13 protein-coding genes are annotated in these 16,399 nt (G+C 40.6%); 7 read left to right on the top strand and 6 right to left on the bottom strand.

Annotation, left to right across the window (positions count from 1 at the left end; all coding sequences use genetic code 11):
* Positions 1 to 42 precede the first annotated feature (42 nt).
* Both xthA and Q4574_RS08740 read left to right on the top strand, forming a co-directional pair.
* Positions 43 to 852 carry an exodeoxyribonuclease III gene (xthA, locus tag Q4574_RS08745; RefSeq protein WP_303473651.1) on the top strand — a complete coding sequence of 270 codons (810 nt, stop codon included), beginning with the start codon at positions 43 to 45 and terminating at the stop codon, positions 850 to 852.
* On the top strand, positions 853 to 1,506 hold the full coding sequence (locus Q4574_RS08740; RefSeq protein WP_303473649.1) for an energy-coupling factor ABC transporter permease: 654 nt from the start codon (positions 853 to 855) through the stop codon (positions 1,504 to 1,506).
* 56 nt (positions 1,507 to 1,562) lie between these two features.
* Here the strand turns inward: Q4574_RS08740 and Q4574_RS08735 are convergent, their stop codons facing one another.
* Positions 1,563 to 2,126, bottom strand: coding sequence for a phosphoribosyltransferase (locus Q4574_RS08735; RefSeq protein ID WP_303473646.1), 564 nt, complete (start codon positions 2,124 to 2,126; stop codon positions 1,563 to 1,565).
* Positions 2,127 to 2,264: 138 nt separating this feature from the next.
* Positions 2,265 to 3,464, bottom strand: coding sequence for a lipoprotein-releasing ABC transporter permease subunit (locus tag Q4574_RS08730; protein ID WP_303473644.1), 1,200 nt, complete (start codon positions 3,462 to 3,464; stop codon positions 2,265 to 2,267).
* A 255-nt stretch (positions 3,465 to 3,719) separates the two neighbouring features.
* Here Q4574_RS08730 and Q4574_RS08725 point away from each other — a divergent pair, with 255 nt between their 5' ends.
* Genes Q4574_RS08725 through Q4574_RS08710 form a run of 4 tightly spaced genes read left to right on the top strand, consistent with a single transcriptional unit; the run spans position 3,720 to position 9,696 of the window.
* On the top strand, positions 3,720 to 4,322 hold the full coding sequence (locus Q4574_RS08725; RefSeq protein ID WP_303473642.1) for a PilZ domain-containing protein: 603 nt from the start codon (positions 3,720 to 3,722) through the stop codon (positions 4,320 to 4,322).
* Positions 4,322 to 7,813: a transcription-repair coupling factor gene (gene mfd / locus Q4574_RS08720; protein WP_303473640.1), complete on the top strand. Its 3,492-nt coding sequence runs from the start codon at positions 4,322 to 4,324 to the stop codon at positions 7,811 to 7,813. Before Q4574_RS08725 ends, mfd begins: the two co-directional genes overlap by 1 nt.
* On the top strand, positions 7,810 to 9,147 hold the full coding sequence (locus Q4574_RS08715; RefSeq protein WP_303473638.1) for a CsiV family protein: 1,338 nt from the start codon (positions 7,810 to 7,812) through the stop codon (positions 9,145 to 9,147). The genes mfd and Q4574_RS08715 overlap by 4 nt, the downstream gene beginning before the upstream one ends.
* Positions 9,148 to 9,165: 18 nt before the next feature.
* Positions 9,166 to 9,696 (top strand): cob(I)yrinic acid a,c-diamide adenosyltransferase, encoded by a 531-nt coding sequence (locus Q4574_RS08710; RefSeq protein WP_303473636.1) that lies wholly within the window; start codon positions 9,166 to 9,168, stop codon positions 9,694 to 9,696.
* A 17-nt stretch (positions 9,697 to 9,713) separates the two neighbouring features.
* On the opposite strand, the gene Q4574_RS08705 is transcribed toward Q4574_RS08710, so the two are convergent.
* Positions 9,714 to 11,093 (bottom strand): SLC13 family permease, encoded by a 1,380-nt coding sequence (locus Q4574_RS08705; RefSeq protein ID WP_303473634.1) that lies wholly within the window; start codon positions 11,091 to 11,093, stop codon positions 9,714 to 9,716.
* A complete protein-coding gene (gene nagZ, locus Q4574_RS08700; RefSeq protein ID WP_303473632.1) occupies positions 11,083 to 12,096 on the bottom strand; it encodes a beta-N-acetylhexosaminidase in 1,014 nt (337 codons plus the stop codon). The genes Q4574_RS08705 and nagZ overlap by 11 nt, the downstream gene beginning before the upstream one ends.
* Before the next feature lie 612 nt (positions 12,097 to 12,708).
* Here nagZ and Q4574_RS08695 point away from each other — a divergent pair.
* Positions 12,709 to 15,324, top strand: a complete 2,616-nt coding sequence (locus Q4574_RS08695; RefSeq protein ID WP_303473629.1) for an EAL domain-containing protein — start codon at positions 12,709 to 12,711, stop codon at positions 15,322 to 15,324.
* 64 nt (positions 15,325 to 15,388) lie between these two features.
* Here Q4574_RS08695 and Q4574_RS08690 read toward each other — a convergent pair whose 3' ends face one another.
* Together Q4574_RS08690 and Q4574_RS08685 are read right to left on the bottom strand one after the other, a co-directional pair.
* Positions 15,389 to 15,976, bottom strand: coding sequence for a hypothetical protein (locus Q4574_RS08690; RefSeq protein ID WP_303473627.1), 588 nt, complete (start codon positions 15,974 to 15,976; stop codon positions 15,389 to 15,391).
* Between the two features lie 122 nt (positions 15,977 to 16,098).
* Positions 16,099 to 16,398, bottom strand: a complete 300-nt coding sequence (locus Q4574_RS08685) for an integration host factor subunit alpha (protein ID WP_303473625.1) — start codon at positions 16,396 to 16,398, stop codon at positions 16,099 to 16,101.
* Position 16,399: the final 1 nt, after the last annotated feature.

Here is a 16,399-nt window from a genome sequence, read left to right as displayed (position 1 = left end):
GTTTGTTAGAATCATCGGCAAATTTTAGTCGATGGTAGAAACATGAAATTTATTTCCTTTAATATAAACGGTATTCGAGCCAGATTGCATCAATTGCAGGCACTTATCGAAAAACATCAACCCGATGTCATAGGACTGCAAGAAATCAAGGTACATAACGACCAATTTCCTGTGGAAGATGTCACTGCAATGGGTTACCACGTTTATTTCCATGGGCAAAAAGGTCATTATGGTGTGGCGATGCTTTGCAAAGAAAAGCCTATTAACGTGCAGTATGGTTTTCCTAGCGATGAAGAAGATGCCCAACGACGAATGATCATGGTGACTTATCCATTGCCCAATGGCGAGAAAGTAAGCGTTTTAAATGGTTACTTCCCCCAGGGTGAAAATCAAACCCATGAGACGAAATACCCAGCGAAACGTAAATTTTATAAAGATTTAATGGGGTATTTAAACGCAAACCATACTCCTGATGAAAATGTCATCGTAATGGGCGATGTGAATATATCCCACACAGATCTGGATATTGGCATAGGTGAAGAGAACCGTAAACGTTGGTTAAGAACGAAAAAGTGTAGCTTTTTGCCAGAAGAACGTGAATGGCTAAATACGTTATTTGATTGGGGATTCGAAGATGGTTTTAGAACATTAAATCCTGCTGGTGGCGAACAATACAGCTGGTTTGACTATCGTTCTAAGGGATTCAATGACAATCGAGGATTACGCATAGATTTAATTTTGGCCACCCCTAAACTCCATGAAAAGCTCTTAGAAGCAGGCATTGATTATGAGCTTAGAGGAATTGAAAAGCCTTCAGATCACGCGCCAATTTGGGCAACCTACGAGTTTTAAATGTTTGATTTAACCATACTTCAAAGTGCAGCTTGGCTTATTTATGTACTCGGCATTGGATTTGTATTAACACGGGTATCTTTCGCCCAATTTAAGCAAAACAAAAAGCTACAACATTTAGTCCTTGGCTCGTCAGTGTCCGTTTTTGGTTTATGGCTTTTCCGAGTTGGCGTGGAGCCTGGACTGGATGTTCATTTTTTGTGGCTTACCGCAATGACACTATTGCTGGGCTTACGCTGGGCACTATTAGCCGGGTTTTGCACCCTCATTGTGTCTACCGTAGCGGGTTATGACAGTTGGCACATGTTCGGGATTAATGGTGTTTTGGGGATCAGCATTCCCATCGTAACCAGTTATTTGATTTACAACTTTTCCTTTCACAAATTTCCCAGACACTTTTTTGTGTATGTGTTTGTCTGTTCGTTTTTCGCAGGTGCCGCGATGATCGCAGTAAAAATGCTGCTAATGGCTGGTTATTATTATGTGGATGGTATTTATGACGCCGACACACTGTACAACTCTTACTTGCTGTTAATACCTTTATTGCTGATGTCTGAAGGTATGCTCAACGGCTGGACCATGACTATATTGGTCATCTACAAGCCTACGTGGGTGTACACTTTTTACGATAAATACTACTTACATGGCAAGTGAATCCAAAAACTAAAAAAGGGCGGATAATGCCGCCCTTTGTTCAACAAATTTGTGACTTACTCGTCAAACAAAATATCGTGAACGTTTTTTAGATCCGTTTTACCTTCAATAATTTCATCCGGCGTTAAACCTGAAATTTCATGGGGGAAAACCAACCACTCATCACTTTCATGGATGAAATAATCTGGCACCATTTCAGTTTTATTATTCTCTGGTTTGTAATACGGGCAGGCGACTCGGATGTCTCCGGGCATATTCAGTCTTGAAAGCTTTTTAATTTGTTCAATGAGTGCATTTACGCTACGTCCTGAATCAAACACATCATCTACAATCAATAACCCATCGCTTGCGTTGGCATTTTCAATTAAATAATGTAGGCCGTGTACTTTGATTTCTTTAGACTGTTTATCAATCCCATAATACGAAGAAGTACGTACTGCAATATGATCAGTTTCTACTTTTTTATAATCAAAATATTCTTGCACTGCAATACCAATGGGAGCTCCCCCACGCCAAATACCGACAATAAATTGCGGACGAAATCCGTCTTGATAAACTTTTGCCGCTAAACGAAAAGAATCTTCCAACAATTTTTGTGCAGTTATATACGTTTTTTGCATTAATTAACCTTAATTTACAAAGACTCAAAAACGGTTTTGGCTAAAACCTGTTGTTTTTTGAGTAGGATTTTTCTGTCTGTTGACAATTATAGCGAAAGCATTGGATAAAGTGTTGAGAAATCCTAGCCAATTTATCCCCTACTCGTATTTTAATGCTTCAGCAGGTTGCACCTTTAACGCTTTGTACGCTGGATAAAGGGTTGCAATAAAACACAAACCTATGGACAGTATTACCAGAGAAACAATTTGCTGCCAACGAATATCAACAGGCAAACCCTGTCCATCTCCTACCGCAATTGGTATCCCTAAAACCGTTAAAATCGTATTTAACTGGGTGACCAGTAAAATGCCCAAGATCAGACCAATCACCGTTCCTTTAATGCCGTTATATAGACCATTGATTAAAAAGATAACAATGATGCTGCTGCCGCGCATTCCCTGAGTACGTAAAATCGCAATATCGCCTTGTTTCTCAGTGACCACCATTACTAATGCCGAAACAATGTTAAACGCAGCTACAGCAATGATGAGTAGTAACATCAACGACATCATGTTTTTTTCCATTTTTACCGCGTCGAATAAAGGGCCTTGTCGCACTCGCCAATCCACAGTGGGTAGATCGATTTGCTGTTCAACTTTTTGGTATTGAAAAGCGTCTTCTAAAAATAATCGGGTTTGTTGTAACTTGTCTGCCGATTTACGCAATAATTTGGCATTATCTTGGATATCAATGTACACCACTTTATCGTCTAACTGGGATGCTAAATCGAATAATCCCACTACTGTGAACAAGCGCTGGCTGGGCATTCTGCCCATGGGAGAATAAGAACTAGCACCAGCTGATATTATGCGCACTTGGTCACCAGGACGGATACTGAGCTTACTGGCCAGCGCTCGGCCCAATATTATATTGTATTGCCCGGCCTTTAGTTGCCCAAACTGCCCAAAAATCATATTCTCAGCAACGATAGAATGTTGCTGCATAAAATCTGCTGAAACACCATGTATTTGCACGCCTTGGATACCCCGGCGAGATTGCACAATCCCTTCACTTTCAATAATAGCGGAAACCCCTTCTACCCCTTCAATTTCCGCCAACTGAGTGATTTTGTCAGGTGTAGCTTGACGAGTATCAACGACTATATGAGGCGTAATGCCTAACATTCTACTTTTCAATTGCAATTCAAATCCGTTCATAACGGATGAAACGGTGATCAGGGCAATGAGTCCTAACGCAATACCGACCACAGAGAACAAATTAATAAAGGCAATAAAATGACTACTTTTACTGGCTCTTGCGTATCTAAAGCCGATAAAGGTGGATACAGGATAAGACATATTTGGGTATCTAGCCTTTTTGGAAATCAATTAAACCAACATATTGAACACAATATTTAGCCTTTGGCTGTTCATTGTGAACCATAAACTGGCATAATACGTGTTTGAGATCAGCTAAACAAGAAACAAAGTTATCTCAATTTGGTAAACTATAATCAAAGACTTACAGCGACTATGGGGTTAAATTGAAGTAATTTAATAGATAACTAAATTTATCAAAACAAAGTCGTTAAAATCGAATCAAATGGGGAATACATGGATCCACTTAGTTTGGAACAAAAAATGGCTCAGTTTCATGAGTTTTTTACCATAAAACATCAACTCAGCGTGAATATGACCCCTGTCAGTGATGATTTTCAACTTCCCAATTTAGAAGATTTAGTGAGTCAAATGCCCTATGCATTTAAAATTGCTGCAGAAGTATCAAATGTAGACTCGCAAGCTATTAGGCCGTTACGTAATCTGAGTGAACATGCCAAAGATCTCACTGATTTTCTCAATCATCAAAATAAAAAAATAGATTTGATGATGTCTTATATTCTGCAGCAACAAGATGATCCAAAACATCGATATATGTCAGTGGAATTTGGCGGTGGAGGCATTATATTAAAACGAGATGCCCCCTTGGCTGAAGGCACAGTTGTAGAACTCAAAGTATTTTTAACTGAAGAGTCCGCTGCTGTTTATTGTTATTCAGAAGTCATCAAAGCTGAACCTAATGGTGACGATTACCATATTTATTTACTCTTTAGGCGAATTCGCGAAGAAGACCAAGAACTGCTAGTTAGAGCCAGTTTACATTTGCAGACACTGCAACTTCGCGCCCGCTCGAAACAACAAAACAATGATTCAAATTAATGACAATAAGTATTTTTACCCCTGAGTTACCTAAAAAATCCGGCAATATTGTGCACTGGGGCAATATGCATGGTAGTAGTTTATCATTGGCAATTGCTAATGGCGCTAAACGTAATCCTGGTTCCACTCTATTGGTTACTGCAGACACCCCAACGGCATTAAAACTGGAAAAAGAACTGCATTTTTTTCTCGCCGGTGCCGGCGACGACGAGTTAGAAGTAAAGTTGTTACCCGATTGGGAAACCTTACCGTATGATAACTTTTCACCCCATCAGGATATTATCTCCCAACGCTTAGAAACCTTATTTGAGCTGACCCAGAATAAACGCTGCATTTTTATTGTGCCAGTAAACACCTTATTACTCAGAATGCCCCCCGTAGACTTTTTGGGGCGTTACTTGTTGATTTTAAAAACTGGGCAAACCTTAGATATAGATGAGTTTAGACTCAGTTTAAACAAATCGGGGTATCAACACGTAAATCAGGTCATGGGGCATGGTGAATTCAGCATTCGCGGTAGCATTATTGATTTATTCCCAATGGGTAGCAATCAACCGTTTCGAATTGACATGTTCGATGATGAAGTTGATTCAATTCGTCACTTCGATCCAGACAATCAACGCTCTGGTGACAAAGTTGAAGGTATTAATTTATTACCAGCCAGAGAGTTTCCAACGGACAAAGAAGCCATAAAACGCTTTCGTGAAAACTACGTCAATGCTTTTGACGCCAATAACAGTAAAAATTCAATATACTACCAAGTGGGCAAAGGACTCATGCCAGGTGGTATTGAATACTATTTACCCTTGTTTTTTGATGACACAGCGACTTTGTTTGATTATCTGCACCCTAACACCTTACTCATGACCTATGGTGATTTATCTTCGGCATGTGATTTTTACTGGGCAGATTTAAATGAACGTTATGAACAACACCGTTACAACCCTGATCGTCCGCTATTGCCACCGCAACAAATATTCCAACGTTATGAAGAGCTATTTTCGGGGTTTAAACAATGGCCTCGAATCAATTTATCTAGCCAAAAATTGGAAGAAAAGGCAGGCAGAATCAATCTAGCCACGGATGATATTGGCGAAATAGCCATTAAGCATCAAAATAAAGTGCCATGGACGAGTATAAAAGAATCCGTTAAAAACTGGCAGAACAAAGGTCAAAAAGTACTGTTTTGTGCGGAATCTCAAGGGCGGCGAGAAAGTCTTTTAGAGATTTTACATAAAGCGCAAATTCAAGTTAAAGCGTTTGAAAACATTCATGATTTCTTAGCTAGCCACGAACCTATTGGTATAGCCATTGGTTTGGCAGAGAACAGTTTCCAGCTTTTAGAGGCTGATGGCGAGTTGGCATTTATCACCGAAACCCAGCTGCTAGGCCATAAGGTAAGTCAACGGCGCTTACGAGAAAAACGTCAGGCTACCGATGAAAGTGCAATCATACGTAATCTTGCTGAACTGACACAAGGCCAGCCCGTTGTCCATTTAGAACATGGTGTGGGACGCTTCTTAGGTTTGCAAACCCTAGATGCCGGGGGGTTAACCACTGAATATCTGACCATCGAATATGCTAAAGAAGCGAAGCTCTATGTACCTGTTGCTTCATTACATTTAATCAGTCGATACAGTGGCGGCGATTTAGATCACGCTCCCTTGCATAACCTCGGCTCAGATGCTTGGAGCAAAGCGCGCCAAAAAGCAGCGGAAAAAGTCCGCGATGTAGCAGCGCAATTATTAGATGTGTACGCCAAAAGAGCAGCTAAACCCGGATTTGCCTATAAAATTGACTGGCCAGAATACCAAGCTTTCGCCGATAGTTTTCCATTTGAAGAAACAGACGATCAGTTACAAGCCATCAATGCAGTCATTCAAGATATGGGCAGCCCGAATGCCATGGATAGATTGGTTTGTGGTGATGTTGGTTTTGGTAAAACAGAAGTAGCTATGCGCGCGGCTTTTCTGGCAGCGAATCAAGGTAAACAAGTTGCCATACTTGTGCCCACTACTTTGCTCGCACAGCAACATTTTGAGAACTTCAAAGATCGATTTGCGAACTGCCCTTTTCGAATAGAAGTGTTATCGCGTTTCGTTACAGGGAAAGAACAAAAGCAAGTGATCGAAGGTATTGGCAATGGCAAAGTGGATATTATTGTTGGTACCCACAAATTATTGCAGGATGATTTGAAGTTTAATGATTTAGGTTTGGTTATTATTGACGAAGAACATCGATTTGGCGTGCGTCAAAAAGAAAAATTTAAAGCCTTGCGCTCTGATGTGGATATTTTAACACTCACTGCAACGCCAATACCCAGAACCTTGAATATGGCACTCAGCGGGATGCGTGATTTATCCATTATTGCCACAGCTCCAGCTAAACGTTTGGCGATTAAAACCTTTGTTCATCAACGCAGTAAAGAGCTTCTTCGGGAAGCAATAATGCGGGAAATATTGCGCGGTGGACAGGTTTATTTTCTTCACAATGAAGTGGATACCATTGAAAAAACCGCAGCTGAAATTGCTGAGATTGTCCCCGAGGCGCGCATTGCCGTTGGACATGGACAGATGCGAGAACGTGAACTAGAGCGAGTGATGAGCGAATTTTATCACCAACGCTTTAATGTGTTGGTATGTACAACAATCATTGAAACTGGCATAGATGTGCCATCAGCGAATACCATAATTATGGATAGAGCTGATCATTTAGGCTTGGCTCAGTTGCACCAATTACGCGGTCGTGTGGGTCGTTCCCATCACCAAGCTTACGCGTATTTGCTCACTCCGCCACCCAAGCGAATGACCAAGGATGCACAAAAACGCTTAGATGCCATTGCTAACCTGGAAGATTTGGGTGCAGGATTTGCGTTAGCCACACACGATCTAGAAATTCGCGGTGCAGGAGAATTGTTAGGTGACGATCAATCTGGACAAATCGCTACCGTTGGTTTTTCTTTGTATATGGATATGTTGGAACAAGCTGTAGAAGCCCTAAAAGCTGGTAAAGAACCCTCTTTAGATGATGCTCTGTCAGCACAAACTGAAATTGAACTGCGCATACCCGCATTGTTACCTGAAGATTATATTGGGGATGTAAACACGCGATTATCTTTGTATAAAAAGCTGGCAGGATGTTCCAATTTAACCGAAATAAAAGAATTTCAAATTGAATTGATTGATCGATTCGGTTTATTGCCCGATGCTGCTAAGAATTTAGTTAGAGTCGCGGAATTAAAACTTCAAGCTAAATCAGTGGGAATAAATAAAATAGATGCAACAATTAAAGGTGCTGTAATTGAATTTTCAGACGCCACTAAAATTGAACCTGGCTATATTATCCGTATGATTCAAACGAAACCTAATAAGTTTAAATTAGAAGGTCCAGATAAATTAAAAGTCATCATTAACAATGATTCAGCTCAAAGCCGAATAGACGTTATCGAAAACTTACTGAATGATTTTAGCCGTCAGGTAAAAGCAGCATGAAAGGTAGATTAGCAGTGTTCTGTTCTCAAAAATGTTTTAGATTAAGTCAGGCGTACATCCCTAAAGCCATGTTAGCTGGGCTATTTTTGTCAATTAGCGGTGTTGCCAGCAGTCAAGAAAAGCAGTGGTGGTTTGATGTGGAAGTGATTGTCTACAAACGCAATATCGACCCATCTTCTATTGTCGAAAAATTTCCTGACAAGATAAGCACTATTACTCCCCCTGTCGGTTTTGAAAACTTACATGACTACCTATATCCTGATTTAGAACAGGTATTCGTTGGGCTTCCATTGTGTTTTTCAAAACCCTCACAGCAACAAACTATCAGTTCTGAAATCATACTCAACGACAGCTTTGGTAACTTTGTAGCATTTGATAAAGAGCAATTTATTAAGAAAGACAAAAATGAAAATCCAACAGACTCGTTGGCTTATCTAGATATCTGGCAACTTGATTTGCCGTTAGAACCCGTCAGATTACCAGACAATCTTTTATGTCGAATAGAAGGTGAAAAGCCCCTAAAACCTTTCATTGAAAAAGTCCCCAGCGTAATAAGTCATGTTGAAGATCCGGCGCTACATGCAACCCAATTACTTTCATCTGATAGCTTTGAATTAAATGAGCTGGCAAGAGACATTAATCGACAAAGAGGGTTATCAACCATTCTTCATATGGGCTGGCGACAGCAAACTGTTTTCGGCCAAGATGACGCCTTAGCACTGCACTTATTTGCAGGCAAAAACTATGGTCAAGAATACGATGCCTTAACGGGTTTAAGGCTGACAGAAGATAGCAATAATTCACCACTGACTAACTTGGCAGACAGGTTGTCAGTTGATCAGAGCGAAGGCATCACTTCATCTGGTTTAACTGCAATTGAGCTGGCACCACAAGAACAACAAACGGACTTAATTGAACACATTAAATTGGCTTTAGAAGATGACAATTTTGAATTTAAATTGCCAGCCTTAGATGTGCTCAATGAAAACCAAGTATCCTCTGACGATGCAGCGCTAAATAGTAATGATATTTGGGAATTAGATGGCACAGTGAAAGTCTTTTTGCGCTATATTCAGCGTACACCATACCTGCATATCGATAGTGATATTGATTTCAGAGCACCGGTTTTTGACTCCCCGGCGTATCTCAGAGAAGACGCTGCAGCAAATCAGGTACAACAATCTTTACCCCAACCTGACCGATTACAAAGCTACCCATTTAAGCAATTACGCCGCGTGATCAGCAAGCAAGTGCATTATTTTGATCATCCGTTGTTCGGCATGATTATCCAAATCAGACGTTATGATTTACCTGCTTCATTTGATAACCATTAAAATTAAAGAGCAATTAATTTGAAAATTTATACAAAAACAGGCGATACAGGTAAAACCCAAATTTATGCGGATAAAGTCGTTCGTTTGCCTAAAAACGATGATGTTTTAGAGTGCTATGGAAGCTTAGATGAACTGAATGCCAATGTAGGCCTGTTAATAAGCAATAGTCTTTGTCCGGTGATCAGCGCTGAGACTGAATTATTAACGGATATTCAAAAAAACTTGTTTCAAATCGGGTTTGCCATGTCAGACAATGCGGCTTTAAACGATAGCGCCCTTACAACCATTGAAACCCATATCGATACTTTACAGGCTCAATTAGCGCCACAAACCCACTTTATCTTACCCGGCGGTCATCCTATTGCTGCACAAGCGCAAGTTTGTCGAACTGTAGCCAGAAGAGCAGAAAGACGCTTGGTGGCTTTACTGACAAACTATCCAGTACCTGATATTTGTTTACAATACTTAAATAGATTGTCAGATTACTTATTTGTATTGGCCAGAGCGATTAACCATCACTACGTCGTCGAAGAAACAAAGGTTTCCTAGATAGCGTTTCAATTTACTTAGAAAGTCACAACACTGACACCAGTGATAACTAAAGCGGCAATGATGTTTAGCATAAACCCTTCTCTGGCCATGGTTTGAATACTGAATTTACCCGTGCCATAAACGATGGCGTTTGGCGCGGTGGCTACCGGTAGCATAAAGGCACAACTGGCACTCATTGCTGCTGGCATCATTAAGAGCGCAGGATCAACACCTGCAGCGATGCCTGCTGTAGCTAAAATGGGCATCAACAAAGTCGCGGTTGCGGTATTGGATGTTATCTCCGTAAGAAAGGTCACAAAAAGGCAAATTGACAAAACTAATATAGGGACAGGAAGCGCTGACAATCCATTTAACCACCCTCCCATTACCTCACTCAAACCAGAAGCGCTAAATGCCTTAGCGATGCAAATACCTCCGGCAAATAGCAGTAACATTCCCCAGGGAATATCGTTGGCAGTAGGCCAATCCAAAAGAGTTTCCTTTTTACCGTATTTTGTTAAGTTTCCATTTGGCACTAGAAACATTAGCACTACCCCTAATAGTGCAATGGTGCTATCGCCAACAAAAGGCATATTTAACCAGCTTGTCCAATAAGGTCTTAATACCCACGCTAACGCGACAAAGGAAAAGACAATCAATACGCGTTTTTCCGCTATTTGCCAACGTCCAACTTTCGGTAAATGACAATCTTCCATGGTTTTTAAGCCACGGGTTAGCCAGATTGCCATTAGGGGAATCGCAATAATGACAACGGGCACACCTGTCTTCATCCACTGTAAAAAATCAATTTCATGCCCCTGAACTTCTTCATAAACGCTCATGAAAATAATATTTGGCGGAGTTCCTATTGGTGTACCTACCCCGCCTAAACTTGCTGAGTAAGCGATTCCCAGCAACAAAGCAACAACGATCTTTTGCTGTTTTATGTGGGGAACAATAGCCAAAACTATGGGCAGCAACATCAAGGTTGTCGCTGTATTAGAAATCCACATACTCAAAAGAGCGGCGGTTAACATAAAACCTAACACTAAACGTCTGGGACTTTGGCTTCCCGTCATTCTTATCATATACAATGCTAATCGACTGTGGACATTAGAGCGCTCCAACGATTTTGACAACATAAAGGCCCCCATCAATAGCAAGATCACATGGCTGCCAAGTGCTGATGCGGCTTCTTTATGGGTAATCACTCCCGCCATTGGAAAGGCGAAAAATGGGATTAGTGAGGTTACCGGAATGGGCAAGGCTTCTGATACCCATAATGTGGCAATGAACAAGGTGATAGAAGCGGTAATGGCAATAAGGTGATCTTGCTGCAAAAATAAATATAAACCTGTATAAACCGCAGCAGAAATCACAAATGCAATACAAATAACCGGATAATTAAGCTTCACAAAATTCGCCTAGTGTTTTTAGTGCCTGTTGATATTTATCGGTCTTTCGTAATTGTTGGAAATCTAAAACCTGCCCCTTGCGCATGCTTTTTGCGCGTCCCGTAGAGGTATAATCACTGGGTAAACCATCGATAGCCTGAGCAGCATCTTTGGGACTATTGCAAACCAATGCCATATCACAGCCAGCATTTAAACCGGTTTTGACACGCTCTACAATTGAGCCCAATTGCACTGCCCCTTGCATCGACAGATCATCAGTAAAAACCACACCGTTAAATCCTAGTTGTTTACGTAAAATTTGACCAACCCAAGTAGGCGAAAAACCTGCGGGTAAGGAATCAACATCAGGATAAATAACATGAGCAGGCATCACTGCATCTAACAAGCCTTGTTGATTTAGCTTGTCAAAAATCGTCATATCTAGTTGAAATATTTCTTCTTTGCTACGACTATCTACCGGCATTGCCACATGGGAGTCTTCTTTTACATTCCCATGACCTGGGAAGTGCTTGCCTGTGCACTTCATACCGGCGTTGTGCATGCCTTGTATAAACGCGCCAGCAAGAGAGATCACATGTTGAGAATTTTGATGAAAGCTGCGGTCGCCAACAACGTCCGATATACCGTGTATATCCAACACTGGTGCAAAACTCATGTCAATATCAAAGGCGAGTAATTCTGCTGCCATCAGCCAACCAAAGGTTGTAGACTGGGCTAAAATCCTTTCGGTGAGATTTTCATCTTTGCTACATAAGCTGCCCATGGCTGGAATCGCACTAAATCCGTCGCGGAAACGTTGTACCCGGCCGCCCTCATGATCAACGGCAATTAACACATCATTACGGGCATTTTTGCGTAATTCAGTAACCAAGGCTTTCAGTTGTAATTGATCGTGATAATTTCGCGAAAATAAGATGATTCCGCCAACTAGTGGATGATCTAAGATGTCTTTTTCCTCGGGACTGATTTCGTACCCTTCGACATCTAGCATTATTGGTCCCATTGGGGCCTCTTAAGCAAATTGATGATATAAATAAAACTATATAAGAATGAATAACATAACGAAAGTTAAATTCACCATTCTCGATTTTCTGTTTTTCTGTTTTTCTGTTTTTCTGTTTTTCTGTTTTTCTGTTTTTCTGTTTTTCTAAGTAATGCATTCGCATATTGCTATTCAATCAAAGCACTTTAGACACAATGCCTTCATAAAAGTAACAGCAGAATATGCTATGTGTGATCGGCGGAATGTATTTTCTTATTTTCACCCTAGCCTGGCTTAGTATTAAGAGCTAGCTTAATGAATCTTTATAAACCAACTAAAATTAACGCTAATTAGCAATCAATCATTCTTTAATAATACTCAACTTACGCCATCGAGTTACTTAGCAATAGATTTTCACTCAAAGGCCAGCATAATTTTCGATGGGATAATCTTTATTTCGTAAACTTTATGCTAGTTGTCTATAACCAATGTATAATTAACATTAATTCCAAGGAAAATATAATAGCATTCGAGGTTGATGCGTATCAGAACCAAAAATGTTAAATCGTCACAAAGGTCAGCCGCATTAGTCTATATCTTTTGCTAAACATTATCTGACTGGGAGTTTGTATCATGACATCGAATAAGCCTAAAAATGCTCCTCCGTTGCATCAATTTTTTGAAAAACCAAGAGAAATTGAAAAGTACTTTAATGCTGCTTTCAATATCACAGGCGACCCACTCTTTGTTAAAGACCAAGAATGCAGATTGTTACTTGTAAACGATGCATTTTGTAAGCTCTTCGGGCTGACAAGAAAAGAAGTATTAGGCAAAACACTTGAAGAAAGAGTCACGGCTAAAGAACGAGCGCATTTTTTAACCATTGACAAAGAGGTGTTAAAAACAGGAAAAGAAATTCTATGTGAAGAAACATTGACCGTAGAAGGAAACGAAGAAAAAACCATACTGACCAAAAAAAACCGCTTTACCGACTCCCATGGAAAACATTTTTTAGTCGGTATCATTCACGACATTAGCCAACGCAAACAGGCGGAGATGCGGGTAAAGTCGGGTCGTCATGTGTTGGAACTGATTTCCCGGGGCAAGCCTTTAAATGACATTTTGAACGCCATAGTTCGGGTAGTAGAACAAGAAAATCCAAAAATGCTATGTAGCATTTTATTACTTGACGAATCGCAAAAACATTTAGTTGTTGGCACCGCTAGCAGCTTACCCCAATTCTATAATGACGCACTTAACGGCATAGAGATTGGTATTGGCGTCGGATCTTGTGGAACGGCAGCGTTTACAAATAAACGGGTGATTGTAGATGATATTGAGAGCCACCCTTACTGGGCCCCATATAAAGAACTCGCAAAAGCGGCTGACGTAGGTGCATGTTGGTCAGAGCCAATACGTTCCACTAATGGGAATGTGCTTGGGACATTTGCAATCTATCACCAAAAATCCCACCGACCGACTAGCGCAGATCTGTTGCTAATCGAACAAACTGCAAATTTGGCCAGTATTGCCATAGAAAAAAAACAAGCCGAAGAAAAACTCGAACGCGCGGCAAGCGTATTTACCCATGCCCAAGAAGGCATCATGATTACCGATTCCAATGTAAAAATTATTGAAATCAACGATACCTTTACGCAGATAACTGGATATTCACTCCAAGATGTTCAAGGCCAAGACCCGAGTATTTTTCGCTCCGATCGTCACCCCGCAGATTTTTATAAAGAAGTGTGGAATACCGTCAAGACCCACGGTCATTGGCGCGGCGAAATTTGGAGTCAGCGTAAAAATGGCGAAATATATCCAGAATTAGTCACCATCAGTGCGGTAAAGAATGCCGCAGGTGAAATTCTGCATTATGTTTCATTGTCCACAGATATTACGCCGATGAAAACATATCAAGGACAACTTGAGCGCATAGCCCACTATGATGCCTTAACAAACCTACCTAATCGAGTATTGTTAGCAGATAGGTTAAAACAAGCAACAATGCAGTGTGAGCGACGCAATCAGTCGTTAGCCGTTGCATTTATGGATTTAGATGGCTTCAAGAGCGTCAATGATACCTATGGGCATAATGTAGGAGATGAACTGCTCATAGCTGTATCACAACGCATGAAGGACGCCCTTCGTGAAGGAGATACTCTGGCACGCATTGGCGGCGATGAATTTATTGCCGTAATGGTTGATTTACACCAATTTGAAGATACTGAGCTGGTGTTAAAACGGTTATTAAAGGCAGCGTCAGATCCCGTCAAAGTCGGTGATGCGTTAATGCAAGTTTCAGCCAGTATTGGCGTGACGCTTTATCCCCATGACAATGTAGATGCCGATCAACTCATTCGACATGCAGATCAAGCTATGTATATGGCTAAACAAGCCGGTAAAAATCGCTATCACCAGTTTGATATTGCCCATGATATGGCCATTAATACTCAACGTGAAAGTATAGAGAATATACAACTCGCCTTAGACAATAATGAATTCCTATTGCACTACCAGCCCAAAATTAACATGCGAACAGGCAAGGTTATTGGCGCTGAAGCACTTATACGTTGGCAACGTAGTGACAATACTCTGATACCACCGTTAGAATTTTTACCCCTGATAGAAGGTCACAGCATCAGTTTAAAGGTGGGCGAATGGGTTATTGAAAATGCGTTGTCTCAACTACACCAATGGCAAAAAATAGCTTTAGATGTGCCCATTAGTGTTAACATTAGTGCTTATCAATTACAGCAAAGTAATTTTACCTCTCGTTTAGCGACGCTATTAAGCGCCCACCCTAAAGTCAATCCAAACCGTTTAGAACTAGAGATACTTGAAACCAGTGCTTTGCACGATACTGGCCTTGTCTCAACAACAATGATCCAATGCCAAGAGCTAGGAGTTCGATTTGCCATTGACGACTTTGGCACTGGTTACTCTTCATTAACCTATCTCAAACGTTTACCCGCATATCTAATTAAGATAGATCAGAGCTTTGTGCGTGATATGTTGGAAGATAATGATGACTTAGCCATTGTTCAAGGTGTGGTAAGCCTAGCCAATGCTTTCCAGCGTAAAGTAATCGCAGAAGGTGTGGAAACCATTGCTCATGGTAAAGCGCTATTAGATCTAGGTTGTGAATTGGCCCAAGGATATGGAATCGCTAAACCTATGTTGGCGAGTAAAATACCAAATTGGATCACAAGCTGGGAAAAAGAAAAAGTTTGGAGATTTGAGGATTAAACAGCCTCACTAATTCGTTAGTGATAGCGCTATATTCTAATAATTTTGGTTTTAATATCTGCTTTTAAGGGATCTTTGACTGACGCTCTTGCCATTGTTCCTTCGCCAACTGCACATACATCTCAACCTCTTCACCACTTTCTTGCGCAAGTTGCTCTGCTAATGCCTGAATTTGTTTGTCTCTTTTGTCAATCAGTTGATCAGAACGCTCAAACAAATCTTGTGCTTCAGGATAATCACGTTTTAACTGCTGAATATCTTTGAAACTAAGGTAGTATTTCTGGAATTTATCTACAAAAAGTTGTCTACTGGCTAAAAATTGCATAAACCTCAGTCCATTATCCCCTGATATTAGCGACATTTCGGTATCGGGCAAGTTGGCTGCTTCAGCTATTTCAATGGCTCTTTTTTGTAATGATTTAGCAAGTTCCAAATCGTTATTTTCAACGGCTTGCTGCATACTTTGTTTGAACTCATCATTATTCAAAATATCATTGTATGAGTATTGTTTAATTGAACTTGGCTGTTTTTCCGATTGCCCTTGCGTTGTGTCAGTCGTTGAATCTAAATCCAATTTGAAATGGTTCAATTGTGTCAACGCAATAATAGCTGCAACAATTACGACGGCAATCAGTATAAGATTTTTAGACATGGATATTACTATTTCTGTTTAATGAGCGGGTTCAGTCAACTTCCTGATTAGAAGTCAGCGACAATGAAATTTACTTGTTAGGTTTCACACCCTTATGGCGTTAAGGGTGTGACCAGTTTGCTCTAGGAGTCTGAAGGTTCCGTATTTTCAACACGGCTTTTTAGTTTTTGACCTGGTCTAAAGGTCACAACTCTGCGTGCTTTAATGGGAATATCTTCTCCAGTTTTAGGGTTTCTACCTGGACGCTCATTTTTTTCACGTAAATCAAAGTTGCCGAAGCCGGATAATTTTACTTGCTCTCCGTCTTCAAGTGCCTCTCGGACTTCCTCAAAAAATGATTCAACAAGATCTTTAGCATCCCGCTTATTAATACCCAATTTTTCGAATAAATGTTCAGCCATTTCAGCTTTGGTTAACGCCATA

Source organism: Aliiglaciecola sp. 3_MG-2023, assembly GCF_030548205.1.
GTDB lineage: Bacteria > Pseudomonadota > Gammaproteobacteria > Enterobacterales > Alteromonadaceae > Aliiglaciecola.
This window is presented reverse-complemented; position numbering and strand designations above follow the sequence as displayed.

Excerpts from the sequence above, each read along its gene's own strand:
- xthA (WP_303473651.1), top strand. The coding sequence starts at position 43 with ATGAAATTTATTTCCTTTAATATAAACGGTATTCGAGCCAGATTGCAT.
- Q4574_RS08740 (WP_303473649.1), top strand. The coding sequence starts at position 853 with ATGTTTGATTTAACCATACTTCAAAGTGCAGCTTGGCTTATTTATGTA.
- Q4574_RS08735 (WP_303473646.1), bottom strand. The coding sequence starts at position 2,126 with ATGCAAAAAACGTATATAACTGCACAAAAATTGTTGGAAGATTCTTTT.
- Q4574_RS08730 (WP_303473644.1), bottom strand. The coding sequence starts at position 3,464 with ATGTCTTATCCTGTATCCACCTTTATCGGCTTTAGATACGCAAGAGCC.
- Q4574_RS08725 (WP_303473642.1), top strand. The coding sequence starts at position 3,720 with ATGGATCCACTTAGTTTGGAACAAAAAATGGCTCAGTTTCATGAGTTT.
- mfd (WP_303473640.1), top strand. The coding sequence starts at position 4,322 with ATGACAATAAGTATTTTTACCCCTGAGTTACCTAAAAAATCCGGCAAT.
- Q4574_RS08715 (WP_303473638.1), top strand. The coding sequence starts at position 7,810 with ATGAAAGGTAGATTAGCAGTGTTCTGTTCTCAAAAATGTTTTAGATTA.
- nagZ (WP_303473632.1), bottom strand. The coding sequence starts at position 12,096 with ATGGGACCAATAATGCTAGATGTCGAAGGGTACGAAATCAGTCCCGAG.
- Q4574_RS08695 (WP_303473629.1), top strand. The coding sequence starts at position 12,709 with ATGACATCGAATAAGCCTAAAAATGCTCCTCCGTTGCATCAATTTTTT.
- Q4574_RS08690 (WP_303473627.1), bottom strand. The coding sequence starts at position 15,976 with ATGTCTAAAAATCTTATACTGATTGCCGTCGTAATTGTTGCAGCTATT.
- Q4574_RS08685 (WP_303473625.1), bottom strand. The coding sequence starts at position 16,398 with ATGGCGTTAACCAAAGCTGAAATGGCTGAACATTTATTCGAAAAATTG.